The organism is Hymenobacter sp. 102 (assembly GCF_049949205.1).
In the GTDB taxonomy this organism is placed as follows: Bacteria; Bacteroidota; Bacteroidia; order Cytophagales; family Hymenobacteraceae; genus Hymenobacter.
The window spans coordinates 123,310-139,249 of sequence record NZ_CP188173.1; the positions used below are offsets into that span (position 1 = coordinate 123,310).

Annotated in this window: 17 protein-coding genes; 6 read left to right on the forward strand and 11 right to left on the reverse strand. The window is 62.2% G+C overall.

Annotation, left to right across the window (positions count from 1 at the left end; all coding sequences use genetic code 11):
* Positions 1–64 precede the first annotated feature (64 nt).
* Positions 65–421 (reverse strand): hypothetical protein, encoded by a 357-nt coding sequence (locus tag ACN19L_RS23180; RefSeq protein ID WP_426491302.1) that lies wholly within the window; start codon positions 419–421, stop codon positions 65–67.
* Between the two features lie 144 nt (positions 422–565).
* Between ACN19L_RS23180 and ACN19L_RS23185 the strand changes: the two genes are divergently transcribed.
* Together ACN19L_RS23185 and ACN19L_RS23190 are read left to right on the forward strand one after the other, a co-directional pair.
* Positions 566–1,033: a LexA family protein gene (locus ACN19L_RS23185; RefSeq protein WP_426491303.1), complete on the forward strand. Its 468-nt coding sequence runs from the start codon at positions 566–568 to the stop codon at positions 1,031–1,033.
* A 2-nt stretch (positions 1,034–1,035) separates the two neighbouring features.
* Positions 1,036–2,334: a Y-family DNA polymerase gene (locus ACN19L_RS23190; RefSeq protein WP_426491304.1), complete on the forward strand. Its 1,299-nt coding sequence runs from the start codon at positions 1,036–1,038 to the stop codon at positions 2,332–2,334.
* A gap of 17 nt (positions 2,335–2,351) precedes the next feature.
* On the opposite strand, the gene ACN19L_RS23195 is transcribed toward ACN19L_RS23190, so the two are convergent.
* From ACN19L_RS23195 to ACN19L_RS23210, 4 genes are all read right to left on the reverse strand, one after another.
* Positions 2,352–3,437: a Fic/DOC family protein gene (locus tag ACN19L_RS23195; protein ID WP_426491305.1), complete on the reverse strand. Its 1,086-nt coding sequence runs from the start codon at positions 3,435–3,437 to the stop codon at positions 2,352–2,354.
* A 67-nt stretch (positions 3,438–3,504) separates the two neighbouring features.
* Positions 3,505–3,762, reverse strand: coding sequence for an antitoxin VbhA family protein (locus ACN19L_RS23200; RefSeq protein ID WP_426491306.1), 258 nt, complete (start codon positions 3,760–3,762; stop codon positions 3,505–3,507).
* A 337-nt stretch (positions 3,763–4,099) separates the two neighbouring features.
* Complete coding sequence (locus ACN19L_RS23205; RefSeq protein WP_426491307.1) at positions 4,100–4,432, reverse strand: hypothetical protein; 333 nt, start codon at positions 4,430–4,432, stop codon at positions 4,100–4,102.
* A gap of 54 nt (positions 4,433–4,486) precedes the next feature.
* Entirely contained in the window at positions 4,487–5,065 is a 579-nt protein-coding gene (locus tag ACN19L_RS23210; RefSeq protein ID WP_426491308.1) for a hypothetical protein, read from the reverse strand.
* Positions 5,066–6,216: 1,151 nt separating this feature from the next.
* Here ACN19L_RS23210 and ACN19L_RS23215 point away from each other — a divergent pair.
* Positions 6,217–7,161: a replication initiation protein gene (locus tag ACN19L_RS23215; RefSeq protein WP_426491309.1), complete on the forward strand. Its 945-nt coding sequence runs from the start codon at positions 6,217–6,219 to the stop codon at positions 7,159–7,161.
* A 111-nt stretch (positions 7,162–7,272) separates the two neighbouring features.
* On the opposite strand, the gene ACN19L_RS23220 is transcribed toward ACN19L_RS23215, so the two are convergent.
* The 3 genes from ACN19L_RS23220 to ACN19L_RS23230 form a co-directional block, all read right to left on the reverse strand.
* The gene (locus tag ACN19L_RS23220; protein WP_426491310.1) at positions 7,273–7,683 is read right to left on the reverse strand and encodes a hypothetical protein; all 411 of its coding nucleotides are present in this window, start codon (positions 7,681–7,683) and stop codon (positions 7,273–7,275) included.
* 128 nt (positions 7,684–7,811) lie between these two features.
* On the reverse strand, positions 7,812–8,720 hold the full coding sequence (locus ACN19L_RS23225; protein WP_426491311.1) for an ArdC family protein: 909 nt from the start codon (positions 8,718–8,720) through the stop codon (positions 7,812–7,814).
* A gap of 33 nt (positions 8,721–8,753) precedes the next feature.
* Positions 8,754–8,948: a hypothetical protein gene (locus tag ACN19L_RS23230; RefSeq protein ID WP_426491312.1), complete on the reverse strand. Its 195-nt coding sequence runs from the start codon at positions 8,946–8,948 to the stop codon at positions 8,754–8,756.
* A 230-nt stretch (positions 8,949–9,178) separates the two neighbouring features.
* Between ACN19L_RS23230 and ACN19L_RS23235 the strand changes: the two genes are divergently transcribed.
* The 3 genes from ACN19L_RS23235 (at position 9,179) to ACN19L_RS23245 (ending at position 11,691) form a co-directional block, all read left to right on the forward strand.
* Positions 9,179–10,330 (forward strand): MFS transporter, encoded by a 1,152-nt coding sequence (locus ACN19L_RS23235; protein ID WP_426491313.1) that lies wholly within the window; start codon positions 9,179–9,181, stop codon positions 10,328–10,330.
* Between the two features lie 141 nt (positions 10,331–10,471).
* Positions 10,472–11,164, forward strand: a complete 693-nt coding sequence (locus tag ACN19L_RS23240; RefSeq protein WP_183405526.1) for a VIT1/CCC1 transporter family protein — start codon at positions 10,472–10,474, stop codon at positions 11,162–11,164.
* Between the two features lie 47 nt (positions 11,165–11,211).
* On the forward strand, positions 11,212–11,691 hold the full coding sequence (locus tag ACN19L_RS23245; RefSeq protein ID WP_183405527.1) for a hypothetical protein: 480 nt from the start codon (positions 11,212–11,214) through the stop codon (positions 11,689–11,691).
* A 40-nt stretch (positions 11,692–11,731) separates the two neighbouring features.
* Here the strand turns inward: ACN19L_RS23245 and ACN19L_RS23250 are convergent, their stop codons facing one another.
* Genes ACN19L_RS23250 through ACN19L_RS23260 form a run of 3 tightly spaced genes read right to left on the reverse strand, consistent with a single transcriptional unit; the run spans position 11,732 to position 15,931 of the window.
* Entirely contained in the window at positions 11,732–12,343 is a 612-nt protein-coding gene (locus ACN19L_RS23250; RefSeq protein WP_426491314.1) for a TlpA family protein disulfide reductase, read from the reverse strand.
* A gap of 52 nt (positions 12,344–12,395) precedes the next feature.
* Positions 12,396–13,565 (reverse strand): efflux RND transporter periplasmic adaptor subunit, encoded by a 1,170-nt coding sequence (locus ACN19L_RS23255; protein ID WP_426491315.1) that lies wholly within the window; start codon positions 13,563–13,565, stop codon positions 12,396–12,398.
* 29 nt (positions 13,566–13,594) lie between these two features.
* Positions 13,595–15,931: an efflux RND transporter permease subunit gene (locus ACN19L_RS23260; RefSeq protein WP_426493610.1), complete on the reverse strand. Its 2,337-nt coding sequence runs from the start codon at positions 15,929–15,931 to the stop codon at positions 13,595–13,597.
* Between the last annotated feature and the right edge of the window lie 9 nt (positions 15,932–15,940).

Below are 15,940 nucleotides of genomic sequence, written 5' to 3' on the forward strand. Positions count from 1 at the left end.
CTGCCCCAGCGGGCGGCGGCATGGCCGATCCAGGCCTTCACATCCCGCTACCACGCCCTCCCGGTCAGCCGCTCCCCGGCAGTGCTTTAGCGGCTTCCGTGGTTTTCCCGGTCCGCCTCTGAAACCGCGGGGGCCGGATCAGTTGTGCCGCCCAGGCCAGGGCGTAGCGCACGCAGAAGCGCACTAGGCCCGGCCCTACCCGCGCCCGTTCTTCCGGAAACTCCAGCAGGTAGCGCTCCACCACGTAGTCCACTGCCTGCGAGGGCCCCAGCAGCTGCCAGGCGTGGCGGGAGATAATAATGCAGGCCGGGGCGGCATCGGCCTGATCCCGGTGAAAGGCAAATACCAGTGGGTCGGCAGTAGCCTCCAGCAGGTGCACGCCCAGCAGGGGGCGGGAGGAAGGAGAACGGGGTGGAGACACGCACAAAAGGGCGCGCCCGTCGCTGCCTGCGTGGAAGTCCACAGGGCCTGCCGCTACGCCACCAGCAAGCTAAATTATTTAGTTTAGATTACCTAATTTTATTAGCAGTGCGTATACTTGCGAATCTGCCCCGCTTTGCCTCCTATGCGCAACCTTGACTTATTACCCGTCCCGGACTCTTCCCTAGCCTTTTTACTGCCCCTGTTCAGCTGCCTGGTCCCGGCCGGCTTTCCCTCCCCGGCCTCCGATTACACCGACGAGGTGTTTGATTTAAACCGCCTGCTGCTGCGCCATCCGGACGCCACTTACCTGGTACGGGTCAGCGGGGAAAGCATGAAAAATGCTGAAATTCACGAGGGCGACCTGCTGGCCGTGGATAAACAGCTGGAAGCCGATCACAACCATATCGTGGTGGCCGTCGTGGACGGGGAATGCACTGTCAAGCGCCTGGTCTGCGAGGACGGAGCCTGGTGGCTCAAGCCGGAAAACCCCGACTATCAGCCCTGGGAGATTCGCGACGCGGGGGACGTGCGCATCTGGGGCGTGGTCACCCACGTGCTCCACGAGCTTGTGCCGGGCAAACTCACGGCCCTGCTGCGCACCCGCGATTAGCTATGTACGCCTTAGTGGACTGTAACAACTTCTACGTCAGTTGCGAGCGGGTTTTTCAGCCCCGGCTGGAGGGCCGGCCGGTCGTGGTGCTTTCCAACAACGACGGGTGCCTGATCTCGCGTAGCCCGGAGGCCAAGGCCCTGGGCCTGCGGATGGGCGACCCGTACTTCCAGGTCAAGCCCCTGCTCGAGCAGCACCAGGTAGCCGTCTTTTCCAGCAACTACGCCCTCTACGGGGATATGTCCCGCCGGGTGATGTGGTATCTGAGCCAGGTCGTACCGGCCGTGGAGGTGTACTCCATCGACGAGGCCTTTCTCGATCTGCACGGGATGGAGCGCTTCGTGGCCCCGAGCCTGGAGGAGCTGGCCCGCACCATCCGAGCCAATGTGCTGGCGCGCACGGGTATACCGACCTGCGTCGGCATCGCCCCCACCAAGACCCTGGCCAAGCTGGCCAACCGCCTGGCCAAGCAGAATCCGGCCCTGGGCGGCGTTTGTTACCTCGATACGGCAGAGCGCCGCCGCGGGGCCCTGGAGCAGGTAGCGGTGGAGGATGTCTGGGGCATTGGGCACCAGTACGCCCAGAAGCTCTACGCGGCCGGCATCCGCACGGCCGGGGAGCTGGCCAGCTGCTCGGAAGCGTATGCCCGCAAGCACCTGGGGGGCGTGGTAGGGGCCCGGCTGGTTCGGGAGCTCAACGGCTATCCCTGCCAGGGGCTGGCCCCGAGTGAGGACGGAACCCGGGCCCGACGCAGCCTGTGCGTATCGCGCACGTTTGGCCGGCCATTAACCGGCTTTTCGGATATTGTGGGAGCGGTGAGCGCGTTCGCCTGCCGGGCGGGAGAAAAGCTGCGGCGGCAGGGCGACGCGGCCCACCTGCTGACCGTGTTCCTGAGCAAGAGCCGCTACGGGCTGGAGCCTCCGCCCTACTCCTGCTCCGTGGTGCTCACGCTGCCGGTGGCCACCAGCGACACGGTAGAGCTGGTCCGCTTTGCCCGGGCCGCGCTCAAGCGCCTCTGGCAGCCGGGCAACCGGTATACCAAGGCCGGCGTCATGCTGGACGGACTGGAGCCGGCGGGGCAAACCCAGCTCTCGCTGTTTGAGGCTCCCCCCGTATCGGAGAAGCGAACCAAGCTCATGGCCGAGCTGGACGCGCTGAACCGCCGCTTTGGCAAAGGCACCGTGCAGCTGGCTTCGCTGGTGCTGCCCCCGGGCCAGTCCCGGGCCCCCTGGGAAGGGCAGGCCCAGTGGCGCACGCCGCAGTACACCACCCGGCTGGAGGATTTTCTGCTCGTGGGCTAGCCGGCAGCCAGGATTTGCTAGCGTCTTGGTACTGGCCGCTTCGGGACTGGTTTAGGAGCCGAGCGCTGGTGCTGGATGGCAGCTGCCTGGATGGGCGGGGCCAAGTGCACCAGCTGCTGCACGCTTTCCGCCAGCCACCCGGCGTGCTGCAGGAGTGGGCCTTCCTGCCGCAGCACCGGGTGCTTGGCTACTTCCAGCGCCGCCTGCTGTATACTCCGGCAGTACTGCCCGGCCGTGGTCGGCTCGAGCAGCACCAGCGTCATTTGTTGCAGTAGCCGGTTGCCCCTGGTGGTATCGCCCCGGTCAATATCGCGCAAGGCCTCCCCGATAATGTAGGCGCTGGCCTGCAGTACCCGCTGGGCTTCCATGCGCTGCATATCGGGCGTAGGATCCGCTACTGGCCGGGCCTGGCTTGCCTCGCGCAGCCGGGCGGCCTCCGCGCCGGCGATCGGCGTGCTGGCCGCCCGCAGCAGCAAGACCAGGGGCTCCAGGTTCTTCTCCGGCTGGACTGGCCCGTAGGGCCGGATGATGGCCAGGTCGCGGGCATTGTTGAGGTGAATGGCGGCTTCCGGGCTTAGTTCGACCTGGTAGCCGGCCTGCCGGCCCAGTAAGGTCATCACGCTCTGGATGGTGCGCCCGTTGCCTTCCCGAAAAGCGTGCGCGTGGTTGTACTGGTCAAAATAATAGGCCGCCCGCCGGGCAAACTGCTCCGGTGTCAGGCCGCGCAGGTTGTTTTCCAGCTGCAGCTGGGCGCCGATAGCATCCAGGCGCTGGTCCAGCTGCTGGTAGGGCGCGTAGCGCATCATATCCCCCTGAGCATTGAGCACGTAGGCCAGCTTTTGCCCCTGAAACGGGCCGTTTGGACCCTGGGCACGGGTTTGCCCCGCCCACTGGTACACGTCCTGAAACAGCTCCCGGTGAATGCGCTTCAGGTGCGCAGCGTCAAACTGCCCCGGTAGGTCCACAGCCCCCACCACGATGCGCAGCAGTGCGGGAATGGACAAGGCTCCTTCCGCTTCGCGCAACTGGTCCTGGTTGGTGATGCCCAACCGGTTGTAGATGACCTGGTGGGCTGGGTCGTAAAATCCATCCTGAATTGCCACGGCAAGAAGGTTGGTGATAAAAAACCCGTCCGACCGAAGACCAGACGGGCTGTATGGAGCGGGAGCGTTAGTCCAGCAGCGGTTGCTCCGGGCGCATGGCTGTTGCGTCTTTAAGAGCCTCGGTGTGGCCCGCATAGAAGCTTTTCAGCTCGTCGGTGACGCCCTGCAGCGTTAACTCGCCCGCCACGTACCGGGCGTACACCGCCTCAGCGGCCGGGCCGGGTACGGCCCCCTGGGCGACACTCCAGGCGCGGGCTTTATCGATGAGTTCCTGCCGCTGGGCGGGGGTCGCCTCCCGCTCGGAAAAGGTGATGGACTGAGTCATCGGTCAAGGCTAATGGTTCAGGTAATACAACGCATTTACCCCCTGAAAGGCTCCTTAAACTGGCAGAAAGCGCATTTCGGTGGTGGTATCGGCCACAAAAGGGAAAAAGATCAGGGTGGCTTTACTGCTGAGCGGTCAGGAAATTGAGCTGGTCGCGGAACGTGGCCGGCACCCCGGCATCCGGGGAACCGGGTGGCTACCACGAAATTATCTGCAGATGAACAGCGCCGGTCGAAAAAAGGACGAATGGTAAAAAGGTAGCCGTGAAATGCATTCTGCCTACGCGAACGGTTCCCCGCGCGTCCGCCGGCAGTGTCGCCAAGCGCCAGGTCGCGCCTTAGTGCTGTTGCTTGGGGCGTCCCAGTTGCGGCGCCGGGACGGCCACGGGATGCTGCATCTGGTAGTACGCCAGCTCGAATACGGTGGGCAGGTCGAGCCGGGCGAGCACGGCCAGGCGCTGCAGCTCTTCCAGAGTAGCGGTTTCGGGCCGCTGCATCCGCAGGGCCAGGGTGCGGGGCACTACTTTCCAGGCCTCGGCCACCTCCTTGCGGGTGCCCAGCGAGTGAATCAGCTCGGCCAGGGTGCTGCAGGCAATGGGAACAACGGGCAGCTGCTCGCGCTCCAGCGGCAGCACGGGAACGCGGGGTGGAGTTGCTTTCGGAGCTTTCATGCCGTAAAGGAAGCGTACTAAACCGGTAATAGTACGCAGGCCCGTTGCTTACGGCTAGTGTGGTCTTGGGGAAGCCTGTTGCAGTTGGCGGATAATGTTTGACTCTTCCGCATCTGAATAGATTTTCAGCCTTTCCGGAGATAGGTGGTTAGTCGTTGAAAGCAATTGGAACAATGAAGGCAAGTACACATTGCTCCACCTAAAACGGCGGTTTTGCCCTTCCTTCGTCACACTTTCATCTATGCTAAACCCATCATCTGAAAACATATCGTCCGTTTGCCGCACAAGTGAGTCAAGATTGACTTGCTTGAATGAGGCGAATAAACGGGCGGCAGTGCGTTTATCATGTTGTTGACGAAACGCCACTTCAGGCCTAGCGTCAGGCCCCTGGGGCGTTGTGTAGATTACCAGTTCCTGCGTATTCAGGCGATACACTATTGGGTAAGATCCAACTACGTAACGCATGGGTCTTGAAAATTTCACTGAATCGCGGTCATAGTATTTCCACCCATAATCATAGTGGCGGGTAGCAAAAGTTATTTCATATGGCCCGTCCACAGGCTGATGGCTGGACTGCTTGATCACGCAAGCCTGCATCAGGTAAAGTCCCCAAAAAGCAACTTCTTTATTCATTGATGTAAGCTTACTCATGCAAACCCTGGAACTGTGCTTTGGCTACCTTCTGGGTTAAACCCAGGCCGAATAGTTTGCCGCATAGCAAGGCGCTTGTGCTAATTTACCATGTTCATGACCCGCTCGTTTAGCTATCATCTAATGGTAGCGTTGCCGTCCCAGTTACCAGGTAGACATCAGTTAGCGAAAGGATAGATTTTGTAAGTCAGCACCCGGGCTTTTATGTACACGAGGGGAAGGTGCCCAAAGTGGTTTCAACGGCAAGGATCAGCGCACAATTAGGCTTAACCAGCTTTTACTTGCTGGCTTACAGTAGTTTATTCACCACCAATGGGGCAAAGAGGAATGGGAAACCGGCCAAAGGATAGATTTTGTAAGCCAACTCCGGCAGCGCCGAGACCGTACCGCATCCACGATACGCTCTAAAACAGCTCCCAGAGGCTGTAATCGCTTACCATTTCTATCCTTTAGGCGCCACCCCGGTGCGGGTGACTTACCATTTCTATCCTTTCACGCGAAGTGACCGGGCCCACTTATAATTTCTATCCTTTTGGCTTTTCTTCGCTCCGGCTCACTGGGAAGGCAGAAAAGTTGCTGATGAAACAGTCGCAACTGGGGGGTAATAGATTGAGAGCAGGACGGTACTAAAATAACGCAGTATGAGCTACTTTTGGGATAGTATAAAAATGGGCACAGGGCCCGGCAAGGGCATATAAAGTAAATAAAAGCACATATTTTCTTGGTAAAGTACAAACCATTTTGTGCTGCTTTATACTCTCTTCTTTTGTTGCTTTTCTTGTCCCGTTCCGACGTTTTGTACCCTTCTAAAAGCTGTCCGGTTTCGAACATCAACAAATTTGTGAGTTTTTTTTATTTGTCAAGTATTTACTCTATTTGCAGGGGCCATAAGATATTGATTCATCGATTTTTAGGCCACTCCCAGGATAGAAATGGTAAGCGAAAGGATAGGGTTGGTAAGCGGAAAGGATAGTTTTGGTACGTGAAAGGATAGAATCGGTACGTGAAAGGATAGGGATGGTAAGTGCAAGGGATAGAGATGGTAAGCCAAAGGATAGAAGCTGAAGGAAGACTTACCTTAATTTCTACAACTATCGTATCTTTGGCTATACGTGCTACTTATCCCCTCCCCTATGAGCACTCCCGCTCCCACTACCGGCACTCCCACCACCGGCATCGAGATCCGGCAGCACAATGCCATTACCACCGCCCGCTATGAGATGAGCGCGGTCGAGATGGACATTGTCTTCTCGCTGCTCTCGGTACTGCGCAAAGAGGATAAGCCGGGCACTATCTATCGCATCCGGGTAAAGGAGCTGGAGCAGATGACGGGACGCTCCTGGAACTACCAGCGCCTGCTGGAAGCCACCTCCAATCTGCGCAGCCGCGAGTACGTGATTGAGGATAACAAGCACGTGCTGCAGGTGGGCCTGCTGGCCTCGGCGCTGTACGTGAAGGGGGAAGGCATCATTGAACTGGAAATCTCGGAGCGCATGCGGCGCTACCTGATTGACCTGAAAAACAACTTCACTTCCTACCGCCTGCAGTCGGTTTTCAGTTTATCGAGCAAGTACGCCAAGCGCATCTACCAGATTGCCTCGCAGTGGAAAGACATCGGGGAAACGAAAACCTTCACCCTGGACGAGTTTAAAGTTATGCTCTCGCTCAAGGACCCTAAGGGCCACGAGCCGGAGCAGTACGAGAAGATTTCGGCCCTGCAGAAGTACGTGCTCGACGTGGCTACCACCCAAATCAACGAGCACACCGACCTGCGCATCAACTACGAGTTGATTAAGAAGGGGCGCTCCTTCCACAGTATCCGCTTCTTCGTCAACGGCCAGGTGCCCCAGCAGCTGCCCATTCCCTTCGAGGATGGGGCTGAGGAAGAAAAGCAGCGCCGGGCCCTGCAGAACCTGGAAGAGCTGGAAATCCGGGACCCTAAGCTGGTCAGCCAGATTCTCGGGGACGCCAAGAAGCTAAATGCTCTCTTTTCCTTCTGCTACAAGCACAAAACCGGCAAAGTGAAGGCCGATAAGAACCCGGGCGGGCTGTTTCTCAAGATGGTGGGCCTACGTTAAGTGGCTTGGGCCACGCGCTGGCTCGTCGCAATGGCAACAAAAGGGAAAAAGCCATGCCCCTGGCCCGGAGCGTCTGGTCGGTGCCGCCCGAGGGCGGCACTTAGCCCCAGCCTACTCTTCATCCTGCGGCGGATAGTCGGGTATCCAGTCTTCGGGGCTGCCGACGACCGGCGCCGGCGCGGGCTGGTAGGGCTCCAACTCCCGGCCGAAGCAGTGGCCCAGCGTGACGCCGGGGCACTGCCGCTGAAACCAGGCAGGTAGTACCTCGGGGGCACACACCACGCCCAGAAAGCCTTCAGCGTGAAAGTAGGCTTTCACCTCGGCTGGCCCGAAGCCGTTCAGGTAGATGGATACGCGGGCACCGATGGCCGGCACCTGGCCGCGGCCGGACCACTGCAGCCCGGCCGGGAAGCCCGCCAGGCTGGGAAACCCTACCCACGCCGGGCAGGCTTGCGGCTCCCCTGTCCAGGCGGTAGGGCTAAGGGTAGGCTGACGGGCGGCGGAGGCAGAAGAACTTGACATAATGAGGCAGTAAGTGGTGACTGATGAAACGGCGGAGCTTGGGGCCGCTGGCTCCGGGCCGGGTATTTTCCTTTTGTTAGCGCGCCGGGGCACCGGCTGACGGTTGCCAGCCGGTACCCTCTCCCCCGCTATGCTGCTTCGGGCAGGGCTTCGGCGCTGTCGGCCTCGTAGCTGGGCACAATGCCCAGAATGTGGTTAGCAGCCTTCTGAGCCTGGCTGGCGGCGGAAATAATCAGGCGCTTATCATTGCGCAGGGCCTGCAGCCAGTTGGCCAGGTAGGCGGCGGTGCTGGGTTCGGTCACGGCCAGGTTCAGGCCGGCGGCGTTGCTGAGGAAGGCGGCGCCCAACTCGGCCACTAGTTCTTCCTTGGCGTAGGTTTCGCTACCGAAAGCGGCCTTTTCCGTGAGCGTGGCCCGGTCGAGACGCTTGGCGTGGCCGGTGGAATGGGCCAGCTCGTGAAACAGAGTAGTATAAAAATCCTCGGGCGTGTGGAAGTTCGCCGGCTCGGGCACAGTCACGGTGTCGGTGCTGGTGCGGTAGTGGGGCTCACTGCCAGCGTAACAGATGCGGGGGCCACCGGCGTAGCCGGCCACAATCTGCTCGGCAGCCTGCTGGGGGGTATGCTCGCGCTGCACCGGCTCGGGCAGCTTCCACTCCACGCCGTCAATCTGGGCAATGTTGAACACGGTGGAATACTGCAGGATGGCCACTTTTTTCTCCTTCCCCTGGGCGTCCTCTTTCTTCGATACCTTGAAGAATACCACGGGCATTCCTTTTTCGCCCTTGCGCACCTGGCCGCCCAGCTCGCGGGCCTGGTTGTAGGTTAGGTAATAGGGCTGCTCGTGCTGGAGCATGGCCAGCAGCAGGGCGTTGATGCCCTGATACACGTGCTTGCTGCGGTAGTTGCGGGGCGCGCCGTGGGCAGCGTTCCACGACTGTTTCCACGGGGCTACGCCGCTTTCTAAAGCCAGGATAATCCGGTTGGTGATGATATCATACACATCGGCGCGGGGGGCGGCAGCGGGGGCATTTTTCATAAACCAAAGGCGGGGTAAGTGGTGAGAAAAGCGTTAGTAGAGGTAATCAGGATGAGCAGCCGGGCCTAGCTCCTCGGCCTCGCGGGCCAGCTGAGCATCTTCCCATGCCTCGCTTTCCTGCAGGGCCAGCAGCTTCCAGCGCAGCAACTGGGCCGCATCGGTGCAGGCACTGAGCAGCGGCTCGGCCTTCTGGCGGCGCTCCTGGCTAAAGGCTGGATGGTTAAGCACTTCGCGCAGATTCCGGCGGGCTGAGGAAACCAGGAGCGCACAAGCAGGGGAAGGGGGCGATGACACCATGATTACCAAGCTGTTTTAGGTGCGTTGCTTATACTTATTAAACGCAAATGCACCTCTTATAGTTGCTTTTTTAGCTTATTTATCAATGCTTTTTTAGCTTATTTATGGCACGGTGATTGGTTTTTTCCCTTTTGTTACTATTGCATTCGTAACCCACGCCGATGACTTACCTTACCCGCGCCGTTTGGCTGCTCTCGCTCATCAGCCTCTTCACCGATCTGGCCAGTGAGATGCTCTACCCGGTGATGCCGCTGTATCTGCAATCCATTGGCTTCTCCGTATTTTTCATCGGTCTGCTTGAAGGACTGGCCGAAGCCGTGGCCGGCCTGAGCAAGGGCTACTTCGGCCAGTGGAGCGACCGGCTGGGCCGCCGCGTGCCCTTCGTACAGTGGGGTTACGGGTTGAGTGCCTTCTCCAAGCCGATGTTGGCGGTGTTGGCCACGCCCCTTTGGGTATTGCTGGCCCGCACCCTCGACCGCCTGGGCAAGGGCTTGCGCACGGGCGCACGGGACGCGCTGCTCTCCGACGAAACCACGCCTGCCGACCGGGGTAAGGTCTTCGGGTTCCACCGCTCAATGGATACGCTCGGGGCCGTATTCGGTCCCCTGGCCGCGCTGGCCTGGCTGGCCGCGCATCCCGGTCAGTACCGCCCGCTGTTTTTGTGGGCTTTTCTGCCAGGCGCGCTGGCCGTTGGTATCACCTTCGCGCTTCGGGAACGGCGGGCCGTGCCTTCCGGCCGGCCGGTGATGCCCTTTTGGGCCTCGTTTCGCTACTGGCGACAGGCCCCGCCCGCCTACCGCAAGGTGGTAGGGGCCCTGCTTGTGTTTGCCCTCTTCAACAGCGCCGATGCCTTCCTGCTGCTGTTGGCCCGCCAGCGTGGGGTATCGGCTACCGGCGTCATCGGCCTCTACGTACTCTATAACTTTACCTACGTGCTCAGCGCCTGGCCCCTGGGGCACCTGGCCGACCGCCTCGGCCCGCGCCGCCTGCTGGTGGGGGGCCTACTAATCTTCGCGGTGGTATATGGCGGGGTAGCCCTGGCGCAAGGACCTTGGGTCTTTGCCGGGTTCTTTGCCCTCTACGGCCTCTATGCGGCCGCCACTGAGGGCGTGAGCAAGGCCTGGGTCAGCACACTCTGCGCGCCGGCTGATACCGGCGCTGCCCTGGGTACACTGGGGGGTCTGAGCAGCCTGGCCGCACTGGGCGCCAGCACCAGCGCCGGCCTGCTCTGGCAGTGGGGTGGCCCGGCGTTGCCGTTTGGGCTGGCGGCGGCCGTAGCATTGGGCGTGGCCGCATTTCTGGCTCGTCGCTGATTTAGTAGCTGCGAAGGCCGGCTTGTGGGAGCCGGTAGCACTACTGCACAACCTGGGTTATAGCTGCCACCGCACCTCGGCCGTATAACCAGTTGAGCAGTATTCCAACGTATTAACCTATTCCCTAAACACCCTTACTGCATGCGCCACGACGAAAATCACCGCACCCACCGCATTGGCTGGCTTCGCGCCGCCGTGCTCGGGGCCAACGACGGCATCATCTCCACCGCTAGCTTGGTGGTGGGCGTCGCGGCCGCCAACGCTTCGCGCGAGGCCGTGTTAGTAGCGGGCGTGGCCGGGCTGGTAGCGGGAGCCATGTCGATGGCCACGGGCGAGTACGTATCCGTCAGCTCCCAGGCCGATACCGAACAGGCCGACATGGCGCGGGAAAAGGCCGAACTGGCCGCTGACCCAGCGGCGGAGCACCGCGAGTTGGCCGCCATCTACGTGGAGCGGGGCCTGACCCAATCCTTGGCGGACGAAGTGGCCAAGCAGCTCATGGCCCGCGACGCGCTCGGCACCCATGCCCGCGATGAGCTGGGCATCACCGAAACGGCCGCCGCGAACCCCGTGCAGGCCGCGCTGGCCTCGGCCGGCACGTTCACGGTAGGGGCGGCCCTGCCGCTACTGGTCATCCTGGTGTCGCCGGTGCAGCAGCTGACCTGGACAGTGTCCATTACTTCACTGGCATTTCTAGCGGCCCTAGGCGGGCTGGCGGCCTACGTGGGCGGCTCCAGCGTACTGAAAGCCGCCGCTCGTGTCACGTTCTGGGGCGTACTGGCCATGGGGCTTACTGCCGTGGTCGGCCATTTCTTCAACGTCACGCCCGCGTAAACATCCAACCTGCATCTGCTCCCCTCCTTTTCTCCCAAACCTCTGTTATGAATGGTGCCCACCTTCACCTCCTGCTGAATCACACCCCCATCCTCGGCAGTTTGTTCGGCCTATTGCTGCTGCTGGTGGCTGTCGTACGACGGCAGGAAACGCTGATCAACGCCGGCCTGGTCGCGCTGGTCGTCGCGGCCCTGCTCACCATTCCCACCCAGCTCACAGGAGAAGGCGCGGAGGAAGTGGTGGAAGACCGCCCCGGCGTAACGCACGCCCTGATTCACGAGCACGAAGAAGCCGCCGAGTTGAGCCTCTGGGTAATGGAAGCCACCGGCGCGCTGGCCCTAGTCAGCCTACTGGCTCGGCGCCGCACAACCGCCCGCGCCCCGCTGTTTACCTACCTCACGCTGGCCGGAGCAGTAGTCAGCTTCGGCTTGCTGGCTCGCACCGGTAACCTGGGCGGCCAGATCATGCACCCCGAAGCCCGCCCCGGCTTCGTGCAGCCCGCCGAAGCCGAACACGACGAAGATTAGGTGCCGGCCCAGGGCCCGCTGGGCCGGCACCTAGGATTGCTTACTTGTGGCTGCCGGCGGCTAGGTTATCCAGCGCAGCCTTGAACTCGGGCGTGTCGTACTCGGCCATGCCGTCGTGGCGAGCGGCTACTTGGCCGTCCGGGTCCAGGATGACGGTGGAAGGAATCGAGTTAGAATCAAATGGCGGTACGAGGGGGCCGGCGGGAAAGTACACCGGGAAGGTGTAGCCCTGGCGCTTGAGCATGGCCTGGGCCTTAGCCGGGTTTTCGTCGAGCGAAATCATCACGAAAGCCACCTTCTTGGGGTCCATCTTCTTATAGAGGGCGTGAATGCCGGGCATCTCAGCCACGCAGGGCGGACACCAACTGGCCCACAGGTTCACGAACACAACTTTGCCCTTCAGGTCGCTCAGGTTAGCATGTTTGCCGTCGAGGGTGAGTAGCGGCAGGTTGCGCGGGTACGCAGCGCCACCCGTCGGCACAATGGGCGCGTCGGCCGGGGCCGGAGTCGCTACTGGCACATCCGGTTTCCACAGGCCCGTGGCCAGAAGGCCGCGCTGCAGGGCACCCAATACTGGCGTGCGCAACGGAGTGAACAGAACGAGGGCAAACAAAGCCAGTGGCAGCCACTGGAGCAGATTTTTACGATTCATGGTCGAAGGATTTAAACGTGCAACAACAAACAAATGAAAAAACGTTCATATATTAAACCCCGGCGGGCTTGGTCTTGGCTATCCTGACGTTCTGGCCGTCGGGCACCTGCTCGCTGGCTTCGCGAACCAACTCGTCGCCGGGCGCCAGTGGCCCGAACACCACCACCGTGTCACGACTCAGCAGTTGGCCTTTGCGCACGGGTACCCACTGGGCTCGCCCTTGCTGCACGCGCACTACCTGGGCCTGCTTGGGTGCGTCCGGGGTGGCAAATACGGCCGAGGTTGGCACGGCAACGGCTTTCGCAGCGGTGGGCAGCGCCACCAATACTTGGGCGTACATACCCGCTTTCAGGCGGCCGTCGGGGTTGGGCACGTCCATCTCCACTAGCTCCGAGCGCACCGTCTGGCTCAGGCGGCTGGCGTTGCGGCGGAACACGCCGGTGAAAGTCTGGCCGGGAAAGGCCGGCACCGTGAAGGGCACCGCAGCGCCGGGCTGCAGCCACTGGCCGGCCGCGGCCTCGGGCACGGCCACTTCCAGGCGCAGGGTGCGGCTGTTTTCCAGCGAGAACATGGGTGCCGACGGCTGGCCCCCGCCCGGTCCCACCAGGGCCCCGGCCGACACGTTGCGGGCCGTGATGGTGCCGCTAAACGGGGCGCGCACTACCAGGTAGTTGCTGAGCTCCCGGCTAGCCTGCAACTCAGACTGCGCAGCCTGCACATTGGCTTGGTCGGCCTGCATCTCGGCGCGGGCGCGCTCCAGGTCATTAGGCGAGATGGTGCCCGGCTCCTGGCTGGTGCGCAGCAGGCGCTCGTAGCTGGCCCGGGTGCCGGAAAGCTTGGCCTGCGCGGCCTGCCAGCGCGAGCGGGCCCGGGAGAGTTGGGCGGCCAGTTCCGGGGCTTCGAGCACAGCCAGGGTCTGACCTTTGGCCACCCGTGAGCCGCGGTCCACCAGCACCCGCTGCACGAAAGCGCCCACGCGGGGGAAAAGGTCGACCTGCTCAAATGGTTTGAGCTCGGCGGGCAACCGCAGCCGGCGCACGGCCGGGGCGTTGGTCAGCCGAAAGGTAGTTACGGTGGCCGGCGCGGCCGGCGTGGGTTTTTCGGCCGCGGGTTCCGAAGCGCCGGACGAGCAGCTGCCCAGCACGCCGCTCAGCAGCAGAGCCGCCGCCAGCAGGGAAGTATATCGGGGTGAAGGGGCAATCAATTTCAGGAAGGCATTCATAGAGACTCAGTAGGGAAAGAAGGAGAAGATTAGGCAGCCTGCCTGGTGCGGGCGGGGAGCAGGGAGCTGGACTCGTAGCCCACCCGGCGCATGGCCCAGCCGAACACGTGGGGCAGCACCAGCAGCGAAGCCAGCGTGGAGGCAATCAGCCCGCCGATGACGGCCTGGCCCAGCGGGGCAATCTGGTCGCCGCCCTCGCCCAGGCCCGAAGCCATGGGCAACATGCCGGCAATCATGGCAATGCTGGTCATCAGGATGGGCCGGATGCGGGTATCGGCGGCCAAAAGGGCGGCCAGGGGCACGTCCCGGTGCTCGTGGCGCAAGTGGTCGGCGCTGGTGATGAGTAGGATGGCATTGGCCACCGACACGCCCACGCTCATAATCATGCCCATGTAGGACTGCAGGTTGAGCGTGGCGCCCGTGGCCAGCAGCATGAGCAAGGAGCCCGCCACCACGGCCGGCACCACCGAGAGCACCACCAGGGAGAGGCGGAAGCTTTGGAAATTGGCGGCCAGCAGCAGGAAAATCACCACGATAGCCATGCCCAGCCCGGTCTGCAGGCTGCTCATGGTGTCTTCCAGCAGCTGGGGCTGGCCCACCAGGTTGGCTACTACCCCGCGCGGGGGTTCGCCGACTTGCTTGAGCGCCTTACGCACAGCTTGCGCGGCGGTGCCCAGGTCCCGGTCCTGCACGTTAGCCGTGATGCTCACCAGGCGGTAAGGCCCCTGGCGGTCAATCTGGCCGGGCATCATGCGCGCCGACACCGTGGCCACCTCCCCGATGGTGGGGCGGGCCTGCCCGGCCTTGACGGGCAGCGCCTCCAGATCCTGCAGCTGGGTGAGTTGGTCTTCGGGCAGCTGCACCTGCACCTGGTAGCCCAGGCCGGATTTGGGGTCGAGCCAGAGGTTTTTGCTCGTAAAGCGCGAGGACGAGGTAGCGGCTACCACCGACTGGGTGATTTCCTGGCTGGTCAGGCCGAACTGAGCGGCCCGCTCCCGGTCCACGTCGATGCGCAGGGCCGGGTACTGCAGGGGCTGGGCAATCTGCACGTCGCGCAGGTAAGAAATCTGCCGGAGCTGCGCCAGCACCTTGCGGGCGTGGCCGGCGGCTTCCTTCAGGTTTTTGCCCCCCACGTTTACCTGAATGGGCGTGGGCGCCCCGTCGCTCATCACCTTTTCCACCAGCTCAATCGGCTCGAAGCTTAGTTGTAAGCCTGGCTGCGCGTCGTGGATACACTGGCGCAGCCGCTCCTTAAGTTGGCTCAGGTTCACGTGCACGCCCTCCTTCAGGGCCACCTGCATCAGCGCCTCGTGGGGGCCGGTGGTGAAGACGAAAACCGAGTTGACGGCGAAGCTGGCCGGCTGGGTGCCCACGAAGGTGGAGGTGATTTCCACGTTGTCGGGGCCGACTTCCTTATTGATGATGGCCTGCACCGCCGCCACCGTCTGCTCGGTTTTCTCCAGGCGGGTACCCACCTTCTCGCGCAGCCGCAGCTGGAACTGTCCGCTGTTAGCCTGCGGAAAGATGTCGGTGCCGATGAAGGCAAACCCCACTCCTACCACGACCAGTGATAAAACCAGGTAGCCCAGCACCACGCCGCGCTGGCGGCCCTGGGCCCGCGTGAGCAGGCGCTGGTAGCCGGCCTGGAAGCGGGCGAAGAACCCGGTATGCTCAGCTGGCTCGTCGTGACCGTGGCCGGCGGCCGGGGCGTGGTCGCGCATTAGCCAGTTAGCCATGACGGGCACCAGCGTCTGCGAGAGCAGAAACGAGGCCACCATGGCAAAGCCCACGGCCAGCGACAGGGGCAGGAACATGGCCCGCGGCACGCCTTCCATGATGAGGGCGGGCGCAAAGACGGCCAGGATGCAGAGCAGAATCAGCAGCTTGGGTAGGGCAATTTCGCGGGCCGCGTCCCAGATGGCCTGGGCCTTGGGCTTGCCCCGCTCCAGGTGCTGGTGAATGTTCTCGATAGTCACCGTGGCCTCGTCCACCAGCACGCCGATGGCTAGGGCCAGCCCCGAGAGGGTCATGATGTTGAGCGTCTGACCGAAAAGCTTGAGCAGAATCACTGCCGACAGGACCGACAGCGGAATGGTCGTCACCACAATCACCACGCTGCGCCAGTCGCGCATGAACAAGAGCACCATCAAGCCCGTGAGCACCGCGCCCAGAATGCCCTCCGTCACCAGACTTTTCAGCGAGTTGGCCACGTAGGTGCTTTGATCAAAAGCGTAGCTGAGCTTTACGTCCTCGGGCAGCAGGGCCCGCAGGGTAGGCAGCTTATCCTTCACCTGCTGCACCACTTTCAGGGTGGAGGCGTCGGCCTTTTTGATGACCGGCATATAGATGGCCCGCTTGCCGTTGATGGGGTCATC